The organism is Ruegeria sp. CL6 (assembly GCF_056536465.1).
Genome location: NZ_JBQFPR010000002.1, coordinates 483,606 through 502,796, shown reverse-complemented (window position 1 = coordinate 502,796; position 19,191 = coordinate 483,606). Strand labels below are relative to the sequence as shown.

The window sequence follows — 19,191 nt, the reverse complement described above, 5'->3', positions numbered from 1 at the left end:
GCCCCCTCAGCGATGCAATTCTGCGCCAACGATCTCTTCGATGACGCGAGTACACACCCAGTTGTCGCCATTCGGGTATTTGGTTTTTCCGGCGTGAAAGATCTGCATTGCGGATGACGCTGTGTGCATGGGAACGCCCAATGCACCGGCCAGTGCCAGAGAGATCGTCAGGTCCTTATGCATGGTTGCGATATGACTACCGGTGGCTTCGAACTTGCGATCAATGATGTTTTCAAGGGCGGTATTCACGACGCCGCACCCCGCGCTGGATGAGGAGAACACATCAAGCAATGCCTGACCGCTGACACCGGCTTTGGCCGCCAGGGCCGCAGCCTCGAATGTGGCGGAAAAGATCGATCCGATAAGGGATTGCAGGCAGGCTTTCACGGTTTGCCCGTCGCCGGCGTTTTCTCCAACCCGATGAATGGTTGCCGACACTGCCTGCATGACTTCGGCATTTCGGTCCAGCACATCCGCAGCGCCGGCAGCCATCATCGTCAATGTGCCGTTCTGCGCGCCGGGAAACCCACCCGAGACCGGAGTGTCGATCAGGTGGATGCCTGCGCCCTCCATGTCTTGCCCGATAGCGCTTGCTTCGGCCGGGGTAATGGTCGCCGACAGGATGACAGTTCCGCCTTTGACCATGTTCGCAACCAAGCCATTTTCACCCAGAATGACATCGCGGGCCTGATCTCCGTTCATCACCATGACAAACACAGCGGCGGCGTGACGGCCAACCTGTCCCACGCTATCCTTGGCCAGGCCACCTATGTCGGTAAATACCGTCATGCGCGTCTCGCTTAGGTCGAAACCGGATGTTTCAAAGCCATTCTTGATCAGGTTCTTGGCAAGGCCGCTGCCCATATCGCCAAGACCGACTACGCCTGCTGTTTTCATTTGACTCCTCCCGTTTTTCCGCCATTTCGGTATGGCAGACGTTTCGAAAAATGATGCTCAATTGCATCGGTTTTCGCGGGAGTTTCACGCGTCTTGAACAGACGTCGGGCGAGTCCGGAAGACACCCCGCTGCCCGTTTACGTGCCGTAAGTAAACGAAGAATGCGGCGTTCAGGCAAGAAAAGAAGTGTTGCGGCGGAAAGAAACCGCATGATCCGACGCGTTACGAGAACGCCGCCATGATGCCGCGCAGTTCCGCCAGCCCGCGCATTCGTCCGATTAGCGGATAGCCGGGAGTGCTGTGTCCGCCCAGATCGCTCAGCAGTTCTTGTCCGTGGTCGGGCCGCATCGGAATTTGCCAGTCGCCACGCCCTTGGGATTTACGGCGGCGCTGTTCGTTCATCAGTTCGCGAATGGTGCCGACCATGTCGGTGTCGCCCTCCAAATGCGGGGCCTCAAAGAAGTCCGGCTTCTGGCTGTCTGACCCCGCGATGCGTCTGGTGTTCCGCAAGTGAACAAAGTGAATCCGGCCGCCATGTCTACGCACGAAGTCCGGCCCATCGAATTCGGGGGACACTCCCAGCGAGCCGGTACACAACGTTGCGCCGTTCGCCTGCAAACCAACTGCATCCAGAACGGCGCCGTAGTCCTCGGTGCTGGACATGACCCGCGGCAGACCGAGCAACGAGAACGGCGGATCATCCGGATGACAGCACAAGCGCAGATCCAGTTCTTGGGCCACTGGTGCGACTTCAGACAGGAAGTCGATCAGGTTTGCGCGAAGCCGGTCACGGTCTACATGCGCATATGTCTGCAACAAAGAGCGCACGTCCTGCACGCTCCACTGATCGTTGGCGCCGGGCAGCCCCGCAGTGACATTGTGCTGCAACTGGGCTTTAGATTCATCCGACATGCGCAAGAAGCGATCCTCGGCCGTTTGCTGGACGTCGTTGGAATAGTCTTCCGACGCGCCCGGACGTTCGAGAATATATATGTCGAAAGCAGCAAAATCAGTCAGGTCGAACAGCATGGCCGTTCCGCCATGCGGCTGCGGGGCGCGAAGGGCGGTGCGTGTCCAATCCAGGATCGGCATAAAGTTGTAGCACACGACTTTGACGCCACGGGCGGACAGGGCCCTGAGGCTGGACTTATACGCCTGCAGATGTTCGGCTATGTCTGCGGACTGCGTCTTGATCGCCTCGGAGACGGGCAGGCTTTCGACAACGTCCCAACTGTACCCGGCAGCATCCAGAACTGCCTGCCGATCGGCGATGCTCGGTTCGTCCCAAGGCTGTCCCGGTGGGACGTGATGCAGCGCGGTGACGATGCCCTGAACCCCGACTTGATGGAGATCGACCAGGGCGATCGGATCATCGGGTCCGAACCAACGCCAACATTGTTTCATGGCAGCCATCCTTCATACAGAGGGTGATCGGGCTCGATGGGAAGGGTAACACGCTGCCCGGTGCGCGCAGCGTGATAAATCGCCGTCACAAGGCCGATGGACGCAGCGCCGTCCTGCAGCGTAACGGCCGAATTTGCCTCAGACTGCAGCGCCTTCCCGACTTCGGTAAAGAACCCTTCGAAACCTGTTGGCTCGACAGCGGAGGCGGCAAGAGCGCCGTCGATAGCGGCTTGATCCACCGGGTCCCGCGCGACGAATGTCCAGGGCGTTTGACCCGGGGCATAGGGTTCCGTGCCAGAGGTAGCGGTCACCTTTTCAAAGACGAACCGCAGGCGGGTTTCGTCCGTGGCGGCGCCCAAGGTGATATTGCTTGTGCACAAAGCGCCGGAAGTCATGCCAAAACAGATCGCGGCGCAGTCTTCGGTCTCGATCGGGTTAACTCGCGTTGTGGCCATTGCGGACACCCAGGCGATATCACCCGCAATATGAGTCAGCAGATCATGGTTGTGGATGGCATGGCCCAGCACTGCGCCGCCGCGTTCACCGGCCCATGTTCCCCGCCACGGCACCGCGTAATAGTCTGCCCCCCGGGACCAATGAGTTTCAAGCGCGGCAGTTTGGACCGCTCCGCTCAGGCCAGCGCGTTGCAGGTGGCGCAATTGGGCCAGTGACGGGCCCCACCGGTATTGAAAAACCGGAAACACATGCTTGCCTGCCCTGCGGGCGGCTGCCGTGATCCGATCCACATCCTGCATCGAGGTCGCAAGAGGCTTTTCGCAGACAACGTGTTTTCCTGCGGCCAGTGCGGCAAGGGTGGTCGGCACATGCAGATGGGGTGGCAGGCAGATGTCGATGACGTCGATCTCCGGATCATCCAGCGCGTCTTGAATGTTGGTCAGTGCCCGAAAACCCGAGTTCTGTCGAATCTGCTCGATCCGGTCCGTGTTCTGGTCGACCACGGCGGTTACGCGGAATTTGCGGTCAAGCCGTTCCAGTGCGCTTAAATGTTGCGCACCGATACCTGCGCCAAGTATCGCAACGTTGATCATTTGCGTTCCGCCATTTCCTGCGCGTGCAATGCCAGTTCCATGACCGTAAAGCAGTGGGTTTGGATCATCGCGGTTTCGGTCCGGTTACGGATGTCATCGGCCAGGCGCGAAAAGTAGGGAAGGCCGGCGTCAGATGCGTCGATCTTTTGGCAGGTTTTATCATTGACGAGGATCAGATGGTCTGTTCCCGAGGCTCCACCCACATCAACGTATTTCCGCAACTCGATATAGCCTTCGGTGCCCAGGATCGTCAGGCGACCATCCCCCCAGTTTGGCAGGGCATCCGGCGTAAACCAGTCAACCCGGATGTACCCGGTGCCGTTCTCGCTTCGTAGATTGAGCTCTCCGAAATCCTGCAATCCGGGATCTTTGGGGTTTGCGTAGTTCGCCACACAAGCGTTTGTGATTTCCGCGGTTTCCGAACCTGTGTAGTGCAAGAACTGATCGATCTGATGCGAGGCGATGTCGGTCAGAATACCGCCATAGCGTTCACGCTGAAAAAACCATTCCGGACGAGTTGCCCGGTTCAATCGGTGCGGGCCAAGTCCGACCGTCTGGATCACGCGCCCGATGGCACCGGCCTCGACCAACTCGGTCGCCCGGGTGCTGACGGGCGTTTCAAACCTTTCGGAAAAATTCACCGACCAGATGCGACCGGTGTCCGCAACCGCCCGTTTGATCTGGTCGAGTTGCTCGAACGTCGTACAGCCCGGCTTGTCGCTCATGACGTCCATGCCGTTTTGCATGGCGCGGATTGTCAAAGCGGCCCTATCTGCCGGTATTGCCGAAATTAGCGCCAGATCCGCCCCGCAAGTTAAGGCGTCTTCCAGTCGGGCCAGCCGCAGAATATCGGGAAACCTTTTGACGTAGCCCGCCAGCGTTTCCGGATCGCCTTTTGTCCAATAGCCAACGCAGTCCACTCCGATTTTGCGCATGTTTTCCGTCATGCCATAGATATGGCGGTGGTCCAGGCCAAGGGCGACGCAGGTCAGGCTCATGAGATGACTCGTGTTTTCTGGCCGGTTCGATTGGCGATCTGCATCGCGTCGATGACGGCGTGGGTCAAAAGGGCACTACGTCCAGTGGCCATGGGCCGCGTTCCACCGGCAACGGCCTTGGCGAAATCCTCGATAACCGCCTGATGCCAAGCATGGGTGAACGCCATGGGATCGGCCCCTCCGCCTGTGGCGGACGTTTCGCCAAATGTGGATTTCTGACCATCGAAAGTGGTCAAGGTCAGGACACCTGACACCAGATGCGCTTTGGCGTGCGTGCCCTGGATGGTGATGGACTCTGCGGCCCCGGGATATTCGGCCGTTGTCGCCATCAAGGTACCCACTGCGCCGCTATCTGTTTCAAAGATTGCACCTGCCCAATCCTCGGCCTCGAGATCGTGTAACGGAGATTTTCTCATCATGGCTTGAATGCCCGAGATCGGCCCCAGCAGCCACATCGCAAGGTCAAGCGTGTGGATTGCCTGCGAGATCATGACACCGCCTCCGTCGCGTGCGTAAGTGCCGCGACCCGGCTCGTCATAGTAGCTCTGATCACGCCACCAAGGGACACGGATCTCCACCGTGGCGATCGAGCCCAGCTCACCCTGCTCAATGGCTGATTTCAGCGCCTGCGAGGCGGCGCGGGCGCGGTGCTGAAAGACGATACCCAGCGGCACGCCAGAGGCCTCGCACTGCTCGACAATGGCTGTCGCAGCGGCCAGCGTTCTTTCGATGGGCTTTTCCATCAGGATCGGTTTCGAAGCGGTCGAAAGAACCCGAACCAACTCTGTGCGCTGATCGGGCGGGGTTGCGATGATCGCAAAGTCGACGTTTGGGTCGTTTGCGATTTCCTCGACCGAGCTGAACGCGCGGGTGTCGTTTCGCTGCGCGAACTCAGCTGCTTTTTCAGGATTGCGCCCGAGGACGCCAGCAAGATTGAGGCCTTGATCCGATGCCCGAATTGCAGCCAAATGCGTACCCGAAACCATCCCCAAACCAATCAGCGCAATATTCATTCATTCCCCCGGATCACCCGGTCAGTCTGCGGGTTCGAACGGGAAAGATGCAACCATTAAAAACTGTGTTAACAATTGCGGGCAGCAGTATCGGAGGCAGAATTGACCGGTAATTTGAATGGCATGGCAGAAGACCTGTACCTGGGCATCAGGGACCTGCCGATCGTATCTCCGCATGGTCACTGCGATCCGGGGTGGTTTGCAACCGATGCGCCGTTTCCCAACCCGGCAGAACTGCTGGTGGTTCCCGACCATTACGTGTTCCGTATGCTCTATTCGCAGGGCGTTCCCTTGTCCGAACTTGGCATTGGGGAAGAGGGGCGAAAGAAGGATCCTCGCGCCGTTTTTCGCACTTTTGCCGAGCACTGGCATCTGTTTCTGGGAACGCCATCCCGGATCTGGATGAATTACGTGCTGCATGAAACGCTGGGCGTGTCTGAGGAGTTGTCTTCGCGCACGGCAGACCAGGTTTACGATAAGATCTCAGAAAAGCTGGCGCGACCTGAATTTCGTCCGAGGGCTTTGTTCGACAGATTTGGGATCGAGGTTCTGGCCACCACAGATTCCGCTCTCGACAGCCTCGTTGAGCATCGGGAAATTCGTACAAGCGGTTGGGGTGGGCGAGTTATTCCGACGTTCCGCCCAGACGGGGTTTTGGATGGGGCAGACCCGGAGTTCGTACAGAACCTGAACAAGTTGGCCGAGCTGACAGGCTGCGATCTGGGCAGCTATGATGGCTACCTCAATGCGCTGCGAATGCGGCGGGCTTATTTCATCCGGCTGGGCTGTACGGCTACCGACCACGGTATCGAACGTGTGCAGACCGAGTGGCTGGAAGACCCGGATGCGCTGTACCAACGGCTGAGACGGCGGGAAGGGGCCGAACAGGATACTCGCCGTTTCTACGGGCATATGCTGATCGAAATGGCGCAGATGTCTGTCGATGATGGTCTAATCATGCAGATACATGCGGGCAGCAAGCGCAACACGAACGACGCGGTAATGCGGGACTTCGGACGGGACAAGGGGGCTGACATTCCAATCGCGATGGATTGGGTCACGGGCCTTGAGGCGCTGTTGAACCGGGTCGGAAACTCGCCGGAACTGCGGATCATTCTCTTCACATTGGACGAAAGCACCTATGCCCGTGAACTGGCGCCAATGGCGGGGCATTGGCCGTGCCTTCGGATCGGGCCGCCTTGGTGGTTCCACGACAGCCCAGCCGGGATTGCGCGGTATTTCGATCAGGTCGTTGAAACGGCCGGATACTACAATCTGGCCGGATTCAATGACGACACGCGGGCTTTTCTGTCCATTCCAGCTCGTCACGACCTGTGGCGACGAGGTGTTTCTATTCATTTGGCCGAGCAGGTTGCGCGCGGCTATTTCGGCCGGGACAGTGCCGAGCATCTGGCGCGATTGCTGGCGGTCGATCTGGCGAAACAGGTTTACGGGTTGCAAAGCTAGATGGGTACCATTCTTCACTTCGGTCTTGGAAACTTCGCCCGGGCGCATTTGCTGGACTACACCGATCAAGCGGGCGGATGGGACGTTGTCGGCGTTAGCCTGCGTTCATCCTCGGTTCGGGATGGATTGGCCGGCCAGGGTTTCGAGTACGATTTGTGCGTACAGGGGCAGGGCGTCCGGCGCATAAAAGCTCTGCGGGACGTTCTGGTCGCGCCCGAGGATCGCGCCGAGATTCTCAATGTGATGGCGGATGCCGAGATCATCTCGGCGACCGTCACCGAAAAAGGTTATCACTTGGACGCAGCGGGCAACCTGAACCTTCAGGACCCGGCGATTGCTGCCGATCTGGCGGGGCAGGGACCCGCAACGCTGATCGGGTTTCTCGCTTTTGGCCTCGCGGAACGGCGCAAGCCAGTGACGGTGCTAAGCTGCGACAATCGCATGGAAAACGGCAAAACGCTTGAAACGGCAGTTGCCGATTTTGCAAATGCAGCCGGTCTGGACGTGAATTGGGACGCAGTTCGCTTTCCCAACGCGATGGTCGACCGGATCACCCCGGCTACCACGGACGCCGTTCGCGCAATCAGCGGCGATCCTATGGCTGTTCCAACCGAGGCGTTCTCGGAGTGGGTGGTCGAGGACAATTTCGTCGGGCCACATCCGGATTGGCCGGGCGTGCAACTGGTCGATGACGTGGCCCCGCACGAGATGCGAAAGCTACGCATGTTGAACGGTGCCCATTCCCTCTTGGCTTATGCCGGGTTGGAGCGAGGCCTGACCTACGTTCACGAAGCGGTTCAAGACCCGGTTTTGCGCCCGCTGGTTACCGAGTTGATGAAGGATGCGGGCGCAACGCTGCCCGCAGCACTGCAAGTACAGGTTCCGGACTATGCCGAGGCTTTGTTGCGCCGCTTTGAAAACCTCGAGCTGGCGCACCGTCTGGACCAAATCGCGATGGATGGCAGCCAGAAGCTGCCGTATCGGTTTGTTCCCACACTCCGTGAGACCGGCTCTCAGGCGGTGATCGCAGGGATGCGGGCCTGGATCTCCTTTTGCATGTCCGAGATCGCCAAGGGCAGGACGCTGAACGATCCTTGCGCGTTGGAAATCGCCTCGGCTGTCACACAGCCAGATCCGGTAGTGCCGCTTTTGGACCTTGTTGGCGCTGAGGATCTCGCGTCACTTATCCGGGAGTGATCGCGCCGCGGAACTGAACAACGGTGGACGCCAGATTGTGTCCGGCCATCAGGGCCTTGGCCTGCGATTTTCCTGTCAGCAAGGCTGCGAGGTACCCACCGTTGAAACTGTCGCCCGCCGCTGTGGTATCCAGCACGTTTTTGGCAGGCTCATAGGTTTGGTCAATGTTCTGACCAATGGACAGAGGGCCATCCTCTCCGCGTTTCAATGCACCGACACCGTGATGATCGGTAAAGCGTGCCGCCACTTGATCCGCGCATTCCCCGAACAGTGCCATCTCGTCGTCGATAGATGGTAGGGCAATATCTGCACGCTGCCAAAGCCGTTGGTTGATCTGCCGGGCGTGTTCGGCGCTGTCCCAAAGACGCGGACGAAAATTGCTGTCATAGACCAACCGGACTGAAGAGCCTTCGAGCCAGTCCAGAAGCGCAAGCCTTACTGAATGCGGAAGAATGGCCACGGAAATCCCTGACAAGTACAGCACGTCGTAACCTTTCAGCGAGCTGAAGTCATGATCGGCAAAAAGCTGGCGGGCGGCCGCCTCGCTGCGCCAATAGGTGAAGCTGCGTTCACCGTCCGCAGAGGTCGTGATCGCGTATAGTCCCGGAGAAGCGTTGGGAATGATGCGGATGCCGGATGTCCCGATGCCTTGGCTGGCGATAAAGTCCGCGATGCGCCCTGAGAACGGGTCGTCGCCCAGACATGTCACATACTCCACCTGCAGATCAGGAGCCGCGCGGTGCATGTAGATGGCTGTGTTCAGTGTATCCCCCGCGACGCCCACCTTCGCGCCGGTCTCCAGCATGGACAATTCGATCATTGCTTCGCCGATGCAGGCAATTCGCGTCATTTCTTTTCTCTTTTCCAGATGATGAGCCCGGCGACCATAATCAGCGCAGCCCCTGCCAACGTGAATGCGTCCGGTACTGTGTCAAAGAACAGATAGCCCCAGATCGCAACGTAGATCAGGAACGAATAGGTGAATGGCATCAACTGGTTCGCCGTTCCGAACCGATGCGCGTTCGTCAGCAGTTGATGCCCGCACCAGCCAAAGACGCCTAGGCTGATCAGGACTATCAGGCTCCACATGTTTTCCGGCCGAACCCAAAACCAGATGGCGAAGGGCAGCAGGACCACCGTCCCGGTAAGCCCGAGGTAGAATTGCATGGTGTCCACGGCAACAACCCCGGACAGCCTGCGCGTCATGATCGAGTAAAAAGCCAACGCGGTGGCGTTGTAAACGATCAGCAGCATGGTCGGATGAAAGGCCGAACCAAAGGGCCGCACGACAACCAACACCCCCAGAAAACCCAGGATGATAGCCGCCCAACGCCATGGTCCCACTCTCTCCTTCAAAACGAAAACGGACAGGAAGCACACGATGACCGGGCTTGAGAACATGATTGCCGACACGACGGTCAGAGGCAAAAACCGCAGGGCAAAAAAATTGAAAACGGTCGCCGAGATCAGCAGCAAGGCCCGGCTAATGACCTGCCATGGACGGTCGGTCTTGAACCGGCTGGCCTCAATCCCGCCCTTGGCGATCACGCCCACAGAGATCACGAAGTGCCCCGCGTAGCGCATGAACGCCAACTGAAATGCCGGCACGCCGGCCAATGCCAACCACTTGGCCCCAAGGTCCACCAGCGAAAAGAATAGCCACGCCGTCAGCATCAGCACGATGCCAAGGCGCGGCAGGTCCGCATTGGGGTTGGCGGTGACAGCCATCGATCAGGTGTTGAAACGCTTGACGTAGTAGTCAACCATCTGGCTGACCATGTCATCCGCCTGACCGTGGTCGCGCGCGTCATTCAGCGCCGAAAGCGCGCCCTGCGACATCACGCTGGCAACGCCCGCCTCGCGCGCCATTTGGTCATAATACCCGAGGTCTTTTGCCGCGTTCTTGATGGCAAAGGCCAGCTGATTTGGGTCGCTCTCAACGCCGTAGGCTTTGACAAAATCCATCATTCCGGAATGCAGCGGCCCTGCGGCCATAACGTCATACAGCTGCTTGCGGTTAACACCAGTGATATCTGCCATGGCAAAGGCTTCGGCCATCGCGTTCGCGACGGTCATTCCGAAGAAGTTGTTGATCAGCTTTATCGTGTGCCCGGACCCAACGGGGCCAAGGTAAAAGACGTTTTCGCCCAAATCCTTCAGTGTCGGCTCGGCTTTGTCGAAGGCAACCTTGTTGCCGGAAGTCATGATGTTGAGCTTGCCTTCGAGCGCGTGCGCCGGCGTCCGGCCAAGCGGCGCATCAAGATAGCTTCCACCTGCTGCGGCAACCTCTTCGGCCAAGGCGCGTGTACTGCCTGGGAGAGAGGTGCCAAAGTCGATGACGACCGCCCCGGGTTTCAATCCCGCAATCACTCCATCTGCACCTCGCATACGACCCTCGACCTGTTCGGAGGTGCCCATGCACAGCATCACGATGTCGCTGGCTTCAGCCAGTTTTTGGGCGTTTTGCATCTCGCGGGCGCCCCGGTCAATCGCGGCGTCCAGGTGCGTGCGGTCGCGGTTTCCCAATACAGCGACCGAGTATCCTTGGTCCAACAGTCGGCTCACCATGGCTCCGCCCATTAGTCCCAAGCCGATAAACCCGATTGATGGTTTGCTCATTGGTTTCCCTTTCCGTGAATGTGTCTGGTTTCCATTCTTGTGTCTGGTGCGGGCGGCTTTTCAGTTTAAATGCTCATTTTGCCCGGTGGAATATCATTGATTTTTGAGTGGTCCGGTATTTTGCCGGGCCGCATGTCCATCAGGCCGGCGCCCGCGCTCGAGTTGTTCGCGCCTTTAGCCCCTCTTCTATCCTTGATGTGACCTCGAGCGTCCGGGCTGCATCCTCGACGTCGATCAGTGGAGGGGCGCCGTCGATCACGTCAAGGAAATGATCCAGTTGCGCCTCCAATGGTGCGCGTTGCTGTTCCGGTCGTGTAAGCTGGTCCTTTTGGGCCGCAGTCCCCCAATCCTTTCCACGCCACAGAGTCATGGAGGGAAAACTCACAGCACCACTGGTGCCCGTGATCCACATCATGTCCTGGTGGGTCGTGCCGATGTTCGGGTTCTCGCCGGTTCCAGCCTCAAACCCCCAAGGGCTGGGTGCTGTGTCGGCAAAGCTGATAGTGCCCGTCGCGCCGTTTTCGAACGCGGTCGCGATAGCCCCGCTTTCTATCCGATCCGATCCGCGGATCGACGCGCCGGGCAGGGCGACGACATCCGAGATTTCTCCGATCACAAACCGCAGGACATCGATATCATGCACCAGATTGATCATGACTGGGCTGCCATCAGAGGTCCGCCAGTTCTGTTCAAAATAGCTCTCGGGTTTACGCATGGCCCACAGCAACGAGACGTTGATGACTTGTCCGATCGTACCTTGCGCGATCACCTCTTTCAGGTGCTGCAAGGTTGTATGATACCGCCGATGGTGGCCCACAAGGCTGCGGACATCGGCCTGACGAACGGCCGTTCTCAGGCGCAGGGCATCATCGACCGATGCGGCAACCGGCTTTTCGATCAGCATGTGCCAACCGCGGGATGCGGCTAGAATGCCATGTTCGGCATGCAGGCGGGTGGGCGTCGCGATGATGACGCCATCTACGGGGCTCTGCACCTCGTCCATACTGGCAAAACGCGGCGCGTCGATCTGGATCGAACCATCTGGATCGGCCAACCCGACCAACATGCAGTCGGGATGCTCAATCACGGCGCGGACGTGGCGGATGCCGATCAACCCGCCGCCAGCTACAAGGATCCGTTTCACATCACCGCTCCGATTTGCCAGGGAACGAATTCGTAGTCACCCAGGCCCTGCGCCTCGGACTTGGTCCGCGCGCCCGAGGCGACTTGGAGCAGCCGTCGGTATATTTCCTGTCCTTTTTCTTCGACGCTGGCACCTTTGGTCAGAATATCACCCGTATCCACGTCCATGTCTTCAGGCATGCGCGCTGCCAACTCAGAGTTGGTAGCGATTTTCAGCGTGGGCGCTGGTTTGGACCCAAAGGCAGAGCCGCGCCCCGTGGTGAAGCACACTAGGTTGCACCCGGCCGCGATCTGCCCGGTCACCGAGGCCGGGTCATATCCGGGGCTGTCCATGAAGGTGAAGCCTTTGGCGGTGATGGGTTCAGCGTATTTGAATACACCGGTCAAAGGGGTGGTTCCACCCTTCGCCGCTGCCCCCAGCGATTTCTCAAGGATGGTCGTCAGCCCCCCGTGCTTGTTGCCCGGGCTTGGGTTGTTGTCCATCGAGCCGTGATTGCGAGCGGTATAGTCCTGCCACCAATCGATCAGTCCGATAAGTTTTTGCCCAGTTGCGCGACCAAGGGCGCGGCGGGTCAAAAGATGTTCGGCTCCGTAGATTTCGGGCGTTTCCGCAAGGACACCGGTGCCGCCTTGGGCAACCAACAGGTCGCAGGCATGTCCGAGCGCAGGGTTTGCGGTCACACCTGACCAAGCGTCCGATCCACCGCATTGCAACGCAACCATCAATTCAGACGCCGGGGCTTCGCTGCGCCTCGCCTCATTCGCAATGGGCAGCATCTTGTTAATCTTGCTGATGCCCGCTTCCACGGTCCGGCGCAATCCGGCGACGTTCTGGATGTTCATTGTCTGGAAGGTGAGACTTTGCTTCAGACCATACGCGTCCAGCAGCCAGTCGATCTGGTTCATCTCGCAGCCCAGACCGACCATTAGAACGGCAGCGTGGTTGGGATGTTTCGCAAACCCCCACATGACCCGTTGAAGTGCTTCGAAACCGTCGCCGGAATCGGCCATTCCGCAGCCTGTTCCGTGGACAAAGGCCACCACGCCGTCGACGTTCGGAAACTCGGCCAACTTGTCCGGCGTGAAGTGGTTGGCGATCATACGGGCCGCAGTCGCCGAACAATTAACTGTGGTCAGAACCGCGATGTAATTGCGCGTGCCGACCCGACCACTGTCCCGGTGGTAGCCCATGAACGTATCGACCGAGGTGGCGGGTTTCATGGGCCTGTGATCCGTCGCAAACTCGTAGTCCACACTGGTGTTGCGGAACTCGATATTGTGGGTGTGCACATGGTCGCCAGGTTCGATCGGTTGGTTGGCGTAACCGATAATCTGGGCGTATTTTCTGACAGGATCGCCGGGTACAAGATTCCGCGTGGCGACCTTGTGTCCCGAGGGGATGCGCGTTTTGGTCATGACATCCTCCACCATACTGCCGGCCTCCAGGGACCGAGTTGCAACAACCACGCTATCCGTTCGATCTAAACGTACAAAAGTCATAATCAGCTTTCTTGGCAGCAGCAGCTAGGCGCAGAACGGTGAGTCCGATGTCCACCGGTGAATATCTATGTGCGGTTGTCCGGACAGCCTTGCTCGCGCCGCTTCCCAATTGGACTTGCAGACACGCCAATCTCGCAGTTCGGTTTTGGGGCGCGATCTGGACCTCGCGATGAAGCTGGGGAAATGGTCTCGACCGGTGGGCTGGCCTGCCGCACTGAAGCGGATGTCGAACGACCAGCGGAACCGGTCCGTTTCATTGACCAGCGAAGCATGTGGCGTCAGAGGGTGAAACAGGATGATCCCGCCCGCCTTGACAGGAAGGGGCACAGCCCGGCCTTCGTCAATGAATCCGTCGGCAATACCAGTCTGCGTCCGCGCGCAATGCGGCAGGATGGATTGGTCCTGTGCCTTTGGCAGCACTTGCAGGCAGCCGTTTTCGACCGTTGCATCGTTGACGGCAATCCACACCGTGACCATGTCGGTCTGATCCGCATCCTCCAACGCAACCGCCCGGTCCTGATGCCAGTCCGTCGCTGTGATGTGCGCGCGCACCTCATCCTTGGACAGCTTGAGAGCGGGGGGCTTCAGCCGAACGTGCTGGATTGGATTGCTCACCAACTCTGGCCCGATCAACTGCTCGACAATGTCAAGCATGGGCCGGGCCGTTAGCAAGTCGAACACTGCAGGCCCGATATGGAAAGGTGTGTCCGCCATGATCCGATCGCCGGGCAACGAGATGTCCAGCGGCTGGAAATAGTCGCAACCGGCCTGATAGGCGGACAGAAGTTTGTCCCAGAAGGTCATTCCAGACGGTTCGTCCTTGACCAGCCCTTTTTCGTACCAACCGTCATAGAGCCGGCTCAGGACATCCGAGTATTCGGTCTGTACCCGATCAAGTACATCGGCAGGGATAACATCCTCGACCACGAGGTATCCGTCCGTCTGGAACTTGCCAATCTGATATTGTGTCAGCATGGGTGCGACCTCACAACAGCAGCGCGATGATGCCCGGCCAAATCAGAAGAACGGAAAGCGCCAGCAACTGGATCCCGATGAATGGCAGGAAGCCGCGGAAGATATCCGTCAGACTGATATGTGGCGGGGCCACCGACTTCAGGTAGAACGCGGCCGGGCCAAAAGGGGGCGAGAGGAAGCTGACCTGCATGTTCATACAGAACACGACGCCGAACCAGATGGCGACATGACTCGGCTCCAACTGGCCAAAGACTCCGATTTCTTCGATAGGAAGGCGCAGGACGATCGGCAGAAAGACCGGAATAATCAACAGCACGATGCCGACCCAATCCATGAATGCGCCCATGAACAGCAAGATCAGCATCATCACCAGAATGACCAGCATGGTTGGCAGCTCCTGGCCGACGATTAGGTCGGCCACGTATTGGGGCCCGCCAGCAATGGTGTAGGCACCCGCCAGCGCGGCGGCCCCGATCGTAACCCAGATGATGGTGCCTGTGGACTTTAGGGTTCGCATCAAGCTGTCCCAAACCAGCTCGAACGATCCTTCGCCCCGCAGGATGGCGATAATCAGAACAGCGAAGGCGCCCATGCCCGCAGCCTCGGTGATGCCTGTGATCCCGCCATAGATCGAGCCGAGCACGACGCCGATGACGACCAGCGGAGCGACGAGGCCTTTGCCCATTTCCCACCCGATTTTAGCGCGCTCTCTGCCAAAGACGAAGAAGATCAGCAGAAGGGCAACGATCGTGATGCCGGCAAACCAGGGCAGGTAGTCAGCCGTTCCCAGCCTCGCGGGCTCGCCCTGGCTGGCAGCGTTCGAGCCTGAGAGCTCGAAAAACGCGGCCCGGATAAACAGAACGGTGGAAAATCCGGCGACGACGATGCTCATGAAGGCCCCAAACAGTTTGCGTTTTTCGGCCGGTTCGGGGTCGTTCGGATCCGGTTCCGGCAGCGGAGCGTGATGAGGATTCAACTGCGTGCGGATGATGATATACAGGATGATCATCGAGGCCAGCATGAAGCCGGGAATGAAAGACGCGGTAAACAGCGACTTGATCGAGGTTTCGGTGATCAGCCCATAGATAATCAGAACGATGGAGGGAGGGATCATGGTGCCCAGCGACCCCGAGGCGCAGATGACGCCGATCGCGAGATTTTGATCGTACCCTAGGCGCAGCATCTGGGGCAGGGCGATAAGTCCCAGCAGGACAACCTCACCACCGATTATGCCGGACATGGCTGCCATGATCACCGCCATGATCGAGGTCACGATCGCGATGCCGCCGCGTGTTCTGGACAGCCAGACATTCAGCGACGAATACATGTCACGCGCGATCCCGGACCGCTCTAGCAGCGACGCCATGAAGATAAACAATGGCACTGATATGAGAACGTAGTCCGTTAAGAGCCCGTATATTTTCTGCGCCAGGATATAGAGCGGCCCAGTCCCGGGCCGACCGGTGAGAACCCCGTCGCCGAATGAAAACGGGTTCAAAAGCAGTGTCGGTTCGAACTTCAGGACAAGAACCAGAACCGCAAGGGAAGCCGAGGCCAGACCCAAGGGCATCCCGATCGCCAGAAGCACGATCAGGGCGACCATCAGGATGAGTGAGATTGTTCCAATATCCATCAGTCTTGTCCCACCGCTCGTTTGATCATTTCAATTTCGTCTTCGTCGGGTTCATCTGTGTGGATTTCCGGTTCTTTGTTCCAATCCGCGATTAGGTTCAAAATTGCTTGCATTGCGACGAGAGTAATCACGATCAGCACCATCGGCTGCAACGTCGCTGGGATCGGAGGATTGAAGGCAGAGCCATAAAGCTCCCATTTATAGAGCTTGTTGACGAACACCTGTTTGTAGCTGCCGTAGACCAGAAAGAAGGCAAACAGCACTATCAGTATTGTCGAAACCGTATCAAAAACGCGTTGAAGCCATCGTGGAACTGCGTCGTAGAGCAGGAATATTCGAATGTGACTGCGTTGTTGCATGGCGTAGTAGCCAGACATCAAAAACACAAAGCTAGCGAACCAGAGTGTCATTTCATTGGCCCACTCAGTCGGCTTTTCCAGGATATAGCGCATGAAGACTTCGTAGAGCATGACGACGGTCATAATTGCGATCATCATCATCGTCACTCGGCCTATGAACAGGGCGAAACGATCCATAACCGTCGTGCCTTCGAACTCCATCGTCGCTGGGCGCACTGTCTTGGTGCCAATCACTGCAAGAAACGGTAGAAGGACGAGTGCGGCCACGTCGATGATGTCGACATACCCTCCAAACACGCCAGACAATTCGGGCGTGATGTCGCTGCGCAGATATATTTCCGTTACCTGACTTTTGAGGGATTCAGAGGTGTAAGGCAGCCAATCCAATAGAAATGCCGGGAGATGCCAAACAAGCCAACTGGCTGTCGCAACGAAGGCCAACGGTATCAGCCATTCAATTGGTCCGCCTGAATTCCTGTGCATCGCGTAACCCTCGTCCCTATCCTTCGATCCTGTAGTGATCGATAAAGTCTCGATCCGGCTCGACACCCAATCCGGGGCCAGTCGGGATCGTGACACGGCCGTTGTTGGCCTTGACCTGATTTTGAATTTCCAGCGGGACGGCCAGCAGATCGTCCCGAAACTTGTTGTCCGTTGTGTCGAATTCCAGCATCGGCTCCCACGGATGCAAGCCGCCTGGAATTGCAGGCATGGCCGCCAGTAGATGCAGATTAGTTGCGACAGCGATTGCGCTACCCCAGACGTGATTTACGACCGGAGTGAAATGGGCGTGGCATAGAGTCAGTACCCTGAGATACTCTGAAACACCGCCCAAAGCGCATACTTCTGGCTGCGCTATATCTATTCCGCGATTTTCAAGAAGATTGCGCCAAGCCCAGCGATTGAATACCGCTTCTCCGCCCGAGATATTCACTTTAAGCGAAGCGCGCAATTCGCGGTATCCGTCCAGATCTTCCGGCGCGACCGGTTCTTCGAACCAATATGCCTCCAGTTCTTCCAGCGCCCGACCGACATAAAATGCGTCCGAAGTCGTATAGGCATGGTTTGCATCGACCATAAAAGGAAAGTCGTCACCAACCCCGCGTCGAACTGCTTCGCACAGCTTCACATCAGGCTTCGGGCCAAAGCCCGTTTTCATTTTGGTGGCGGTAAATCCCATCTCCTTGATCTTTGCGGCTTCATCCTCAAAACGGCTGGCCAGACTAGAAATCGGTTCATCCCGGAGCATCATGCCGTAGCCGTAGCAAGGCACGCTTGTGCGATGCGCGCCGCCGACAAGCTTATGAAGGGGTAGGCCAGAGATTTTGCCGGTGATGTCCCAAAGCGCGATGTCTACCCCGGACAAAGCCTGTATTGGCATTCCGCTTTGGCCATGGTCTCGCAAAACGTTGTACACCTTGTGCCAGATCACGTCTTTGTCCAAAGGGTCCATGCCAAGGACCATTGGTTGAATTACATTTTCCACGATGGATTTGTTGGCAATGGCGACGTTTCCGGGACCAAAGCACTCCCCCCAACCAGTTACCCCTTCATCTGTCTGAACCTCGACCAGATGGGTTGTACGCTTGTCGTAGTACTGTTGCGAGTAGCCCAGAACTTCCGGCATGTCGTACTGCAGTACGTGACTTATTATTCTGGTGATTTTCATGAAGTTCTGGATCCCGGCACCGATCCGGAGAGGCCGCAAGCGCGGCCTTTCCGTGTGTCGTAAGTCGGTCGCAGCCTGATTACTGCATTGCGCCCAGGTCACGTAGGAAGTTGATGTGGCTTTCCAGTAGCGCCTGTGCTTCAGGCGTTGTGGCAAATTCCGTCCAACCAACCTGAACGGCTGCGCGATACGCTGCCAGATCTTCAGGCGTCCACTCATACAGCTGAACACCTTTTGCCTTCAGGTCTTTTGCAGTTTGAGCGTTCTGAACTTCGTTTATGGTGGCATTGTGCAGTGCCAGGCTGTCCATCGCGACTTCCATGATTTTCTTATGGTGTGCGGGCATTGCTTCCCAAACGTCTTTGCGGCACGCAAGGTGGTCAGCTGGCATTGAGTGGAAACCCGGATAGTTCGTGTGCCCTGCAATCTCATAAAGACCTAAGCCCACATTGTTGGTAAGGTTTGCAGCGTCTGCGCCGTCAATAATGCCGGTTTCCAAGGCCGTGAAGATTTCGTTGAAATCCATCACGATCGGAGAGGCTCCGAGTTCTGCGAATACCTTGGTTGCCAGTCCCGGAGGCGAGCGGAACTTCCAATCCTTAAAGTCTTCCACCTTAGCAATTGGCTTAGTCGACGAAAGCGACTCAGGTCCGGGAATCCACCATCCAATGAATTCCATGTCGTACCCATTATATAGATCGTTGACAGCTTCTCTGCCACCACCGTGCAGAAGCCAAGCCATTTGCTGATATGGGTTCTGGTAACCGCCGAGAAGATCGCCTGCAAACTGGAAGGCTGGGTTTTTGCCGGTCTGATAACCGCCACCCGTCATGTCGCAGTCAAGAATTCCTGTTGCTGCCGCATCGAATGTTTCAACCGACTTGACGACCGAAGATGAGTAGAACATTTCAACTTCGATTTCGCCATTCGACATTTCTTGAATGTCTTCGACGAATTTTGCCGCCATCTGGCCTGACAGTGTTTCGGGTGAAAAATGTGTTTGAATTCGAAGTTTGGTTGTTTCAGCCATTGCGAAGCCGGTTGCCAATGTCGTGGCCACCGCGGCGACGGCCGCTGTCTTGACTATTTGCATAATGTCCTCCCAGACGTTGAGCGTTGCGCGAGATAGGAGATCTTGCTGCCTCCCTTGCCGTTACGCAGGTTGACGTTAAGCCGAAGAGACGAATGCAACAAGAAAAATTTGAAATTTTAAAAATTTTCGAGATTCTTGCTGTAAATCAAAAATAAGGTTAGGACGCTATTTGGAC

Annotated in this window: 16 protein-coding genes and 1 pseudogene; 2 read left to right on the top strand and 15 right to left on the bottom strand. The window is 57.5% G+C overall.

All coding sequences use genetic code 11. The features are described from left to right. Positions 1-6: 6 nt before the first annotated feature. From ACR0LH_RS07365 to ACR0LH_RS07345, 5 genes are all read right to left on the bottom strand, one after another. A complete protein-coding gene (locus ACR0LH_RS07365; RefSeq protein WP_480720324.1) occupies positions 7-897 on the bottom strand; it encodes an NAD(P)-dependent oxidoreductase in 891 nt (296 codons plus the stop codon). A gap of 222 nt (positions 898-1,119) precedes the next feature. Next, complete coding sequence (gene uxuA, locus ACR0LH_RS07360) at positions 1,120-2,301, bottom strand: mannonate dehydratase (protein ID WP_480720323.1); 1,182 nt, start codon at positions 2,299-2,301, stop codon at positions 1,120-1,122. Continuing rightward, a complete protein-coding gene (locus ACR0LH_RS07355; protein ID WP_480720322.1) occupies positions 2,298-3,350 on the bottom strand; it encodes a Gfo/Idh/MocA family protein in 1,053 nt (350 codons plus the stop codon). The genes uxuA and ACR0LH_RS07355 overlap by 4 nt, the downstream gene beginning before the upstream one ends. After that, positions 3,347-4,348 (bottom strand): Gfo/Idh/MocA family protein, encoded by a 1,002-nt coding sequence (locus tag ACR0LH_RS07350; protein ID WP_480720321.1) that lies wholly within the window; start codon positions 4,346-4,348, stop codon positions 3,347-3,349. The genes ACR0LH_RS07355 and ACR0LH_RS07350 overlap by 4 nt, the downstream gene beginning before the upstream one ends. Next, on the bottom strand, positions 4,345-5,361 hold the full coding sequence (locus ACR0LH_RS07345) for a Gfo/Idh/MocA family protein (protein WP_170777642.1): 1,017 nt from the start codon (positions 5,359-5,361) through the stop codon (positions 4,345-4,347). Before ACR0LH_RS07345 ends, ACR0LH_RS07350 begins: the two co-directional genes overlap by 4 nt. 123 nt (positions 5,362-5,484) lie before the next feature. On the opposite strand from ACR0LH_RS07345, the gene uxaC reads away from it, so the two are divergent. Both uxaC and ACR0LH_RS07335 read left to right on the top strand, forming a co-directional pair. Continuing rightward, positions 5,485-6,828 (top strand): glucuronate isomerase, encoded by a 1,344-nt coding sequence (gene uxaC / locus ACR0LH_RS07340; RefSeq protein ID WP_480720697.1) that lies wholly within the window; start codon positions 5,485-5,487, stop codon positions 6,826-6,828. Beyond that, the gene (locus ACR0LH_RS07335; RefSeq protein WP_480720320.1) at positions 6,829-8,025 is read left to right on the top strand and encodes a mannitol dehydrogenase family protein; all 1,197 of its coding nucleotides are present in this window, start codon (positions 6,829-6,831) and stop codon (positions 8,023-8,025) included. Here ACR0LH_RS07335 and ACR0LH_RS07330 read toward each other — a convergent pair. The 10 genes and pseudogenes from ACR0LH_RS07330 to ACR0LH_RS07285 form a co-directional block, all read right to left on the bottom strand. Continuing rightward, the gene (locus ACR0LH_RS07330; RefSeq protein WP_480720318.1) at positions 8,012-8,875 is read right to left on the bottom strand and encodes a sugar kinase; all 864 of its coding nucleotides are present in this window, start codon (positions 8,873-8,875) and stop codon (positions 8,012-8,014) included. The genes ACR0LH_RS07335 and ACR0LH_RS07330 overlap by 14 nt on opposite strands. Further along, positions 8,872-9,753, bottom strand: coding sequence for a DMT family transporter (locus tag ACR0LH_RS07325; RefSeq protein ID WP_480720316.1), 882 nt, complete (start codon positions 9,751-9,753; stop codon positions 8,872-8,874). Before ACR0LH_RS07325 ends, ACR0LH_RS07330 begins: the two co-directional genes overlap by 4 nt. A gap of 3 nt (positions 9,754-9,756) precedes the next feature. Then, positions 9,757-10,677: pseudogene (locus ACR0LH_RS07320) on the bottom strand (NAD(P)-dependent oxidoreductase); the annotation flags it as partial. Between the two features lie 106 nt (positions 10,678-10,783). Continuing rightward, positions 10,784-11,788 (bottom strand): Gfo/Idh/MocA family protein, encoded by a 1,005-nt coding sequence (locus ACR0LH_RS07315; protein WP_480720314.1) that lies wholly within the window; start codon positions 11,786-11,788, stop codon positions 10,784-10,786. Next, on the bottom strand, positions 11,785-13,287 hold the full coding sequence (locus ACR0LH_RS07310; protein ID WP_480720313.1) for a UxaA family hydrolase: 1,503 nt from the start codon (positions 13,285-13,287) through the stop codon (positions 11,785-11,787). The genes ACR0LH_RS07315 and ACR0LH_RS07310 overlap by 4 nt, the downstream gene beginning before the upstream one ends. Before the next feature lie 24 nt (positions 13,288-13,311). Then, positions 13,312-14,262: a phytanoyl-CoA dioxygenase family protein gene (locus tag ACR0LH_RS07305; protein WP_480720312.1), complete on the bottom strand. Its 951-nt coding sequence runs from the start codon at positions 14,260-14,262 to the stop codon at positions 13,312-13,314. A 10-nt stretch (positions 14,263-14,272) separates the two neighbouring features. Continuing rightward, positions 14,273-15,895: a TRAP transporter large permease gene (locus tag ACR0LH_RS07300; RefSeq protein WP_142634770.1), complete on the bottom strand. Its 1,623-nt coding sequence runs from the start codon at positions 15,893-15,895 to the stop codon at positions 14,273-14,275. Continuing rightward, a complete protein-coding gene (locus ACR0LH_RS07295; protein ID WP_480720310.1) occupies positions 15,895-16,737 on the bottom strand; it encodes a TRAP transporter small permease subunit in 843 nt (280 codons plus the stop codon). Before ACR0LH_RS07295 ends, ACR0LH_RS07300 begins: the two co-directional genes overlap by 1 nt. Positions 16,738-16,753: 16 nt before the next feature. Continuing rightward, positions 16,754-17,923, bottom strand: a complete 1,170-nt coding sequence (locus ACR0LH_RS07290) for a mandelate racemase/muconate lactonizing enzyme family protein (protein WP_480720309.1) — start codon at positions 17,921-17,923, stop codon at positions 16,754-16,756. A gap of 79 nt (positions 17,924-18,002) precedes the next feature. Beyond that, positions 18,003-19,016 carry a TRAP transporter substrate-binding protein gene (locus ACR0LH_RS07285; protein ID WP_480720308.1) on the bottom strand — a complete coding sequence of 338 codons (1,014 nt, stop codon included), beginning with the start codon at positions 19,014-19,016 and terminating at the stop codon, positions 18,003-18,005. Positions 19,017-19,191 lie beyond the last annotated feature (175 nt).

Coding starts and splice junctions, on each gene's coding strand:
- ACR0LH_RS07310 (WP_480720313.1), bottom strand. CDS start 13,287: ATGACTTTTGTACGTTTAGATCGAACGGATAGCGTGGTTGTTGCAACT.
- ACR0LH_RS07335 (WP_480720320.1), top strand. CDS start 6,829: ATGGGTACCATTCTTCACTTCGGTCTTGGAAACTTCGCCCGGGCGCAT.
- ACR0LH_RS07305 (WP_480720312.1), bottom strand. CDS start 14,262: ATGCTGACACAATATCAGATTGGCAAGTTCCAGACGGACGGATACCTC.
- ACR0LH_RS07345 (WP_170777642.1), bottom strand. CDS start 5,361: ATGAATATTGCGCTGATTGGTTTGGGGATGGTTTCGGGTACGCATTTG.
- ACR0LH_RS07330 (WP_480720318.1), bottom strand. CDS start 8,875: ATGACGCGAATTGCCTGCATCGGCGAAGCAATGATCGAATTGTCCATG.
- ACR0LH_RS07285 (WP_480720308.1), bottom strand. CDS start 19,016: ATGCAAATAGTCAAGACAGCGGCCGTCGCCGCGGTGGCCACGACATTG.
- ACR0LH_RS07295 (WP_480720310.1), bottom strand. CDS start 16,737: ATGCACAGGAATTCAGGCGGACCAATTGAATGGCTGATACCGTTGGCC.
- ACR0LH_RS07355 (WP_480720322.1), bottom strand. CDS start 3,350: ATGATCAACGTTGCGATACTTGGCGCAGGTATCGGTGCGCAACATTTA.
- ACR0LH_RS07290 (WP_480720309.1), bottom strand. CDS start 17,923: ATGAAAATCACCAGAATAATAAGTCACGTACTGCAGTACGACATGCCG.
- ACR0LH_RS07365 (WP_480720324.1), bottom strand. CDS start 897: ATGAAAACAGCAGGCGTAGTCGGTCTTGGCGATATGGGCAGCGGCCTT.
- uxuA (WP_480720323.1), bottom strand. CDS start 2,301: ATGAAACAATGTTGGCGTTGGTTCGGACCCGATGATCCGATCGCCCTG.
- uxaC (WP_480720697.1), top strand. CDS start 5,485: ATGGCAGAAGACCTGTACCTGGGCATCAGGGACCTGCCGATCGTATCT.
- ACR0LH_RS07300 (WP_142634770.1), bottom strand. CDS start 15,895: ATGGATATTGGAACAATCTCACTCATCCTGATGGTCGCCCTGATCGTG.
- ACR0LH_RS07350 (WP_480720321.1), bottom strand. CDS start 4,348: ATGAGCCTGACCTGCGTCGCCCTTGGCCTGGACCACCGCCATATCTAT.
- ACR0LH_RS07325 (WP_480720316.1), bottom strand. CDS start 9,753: ATGGCTGTCACCGCCAACCCCAATGCGGACCTGCCGCGCCTTGGCATC.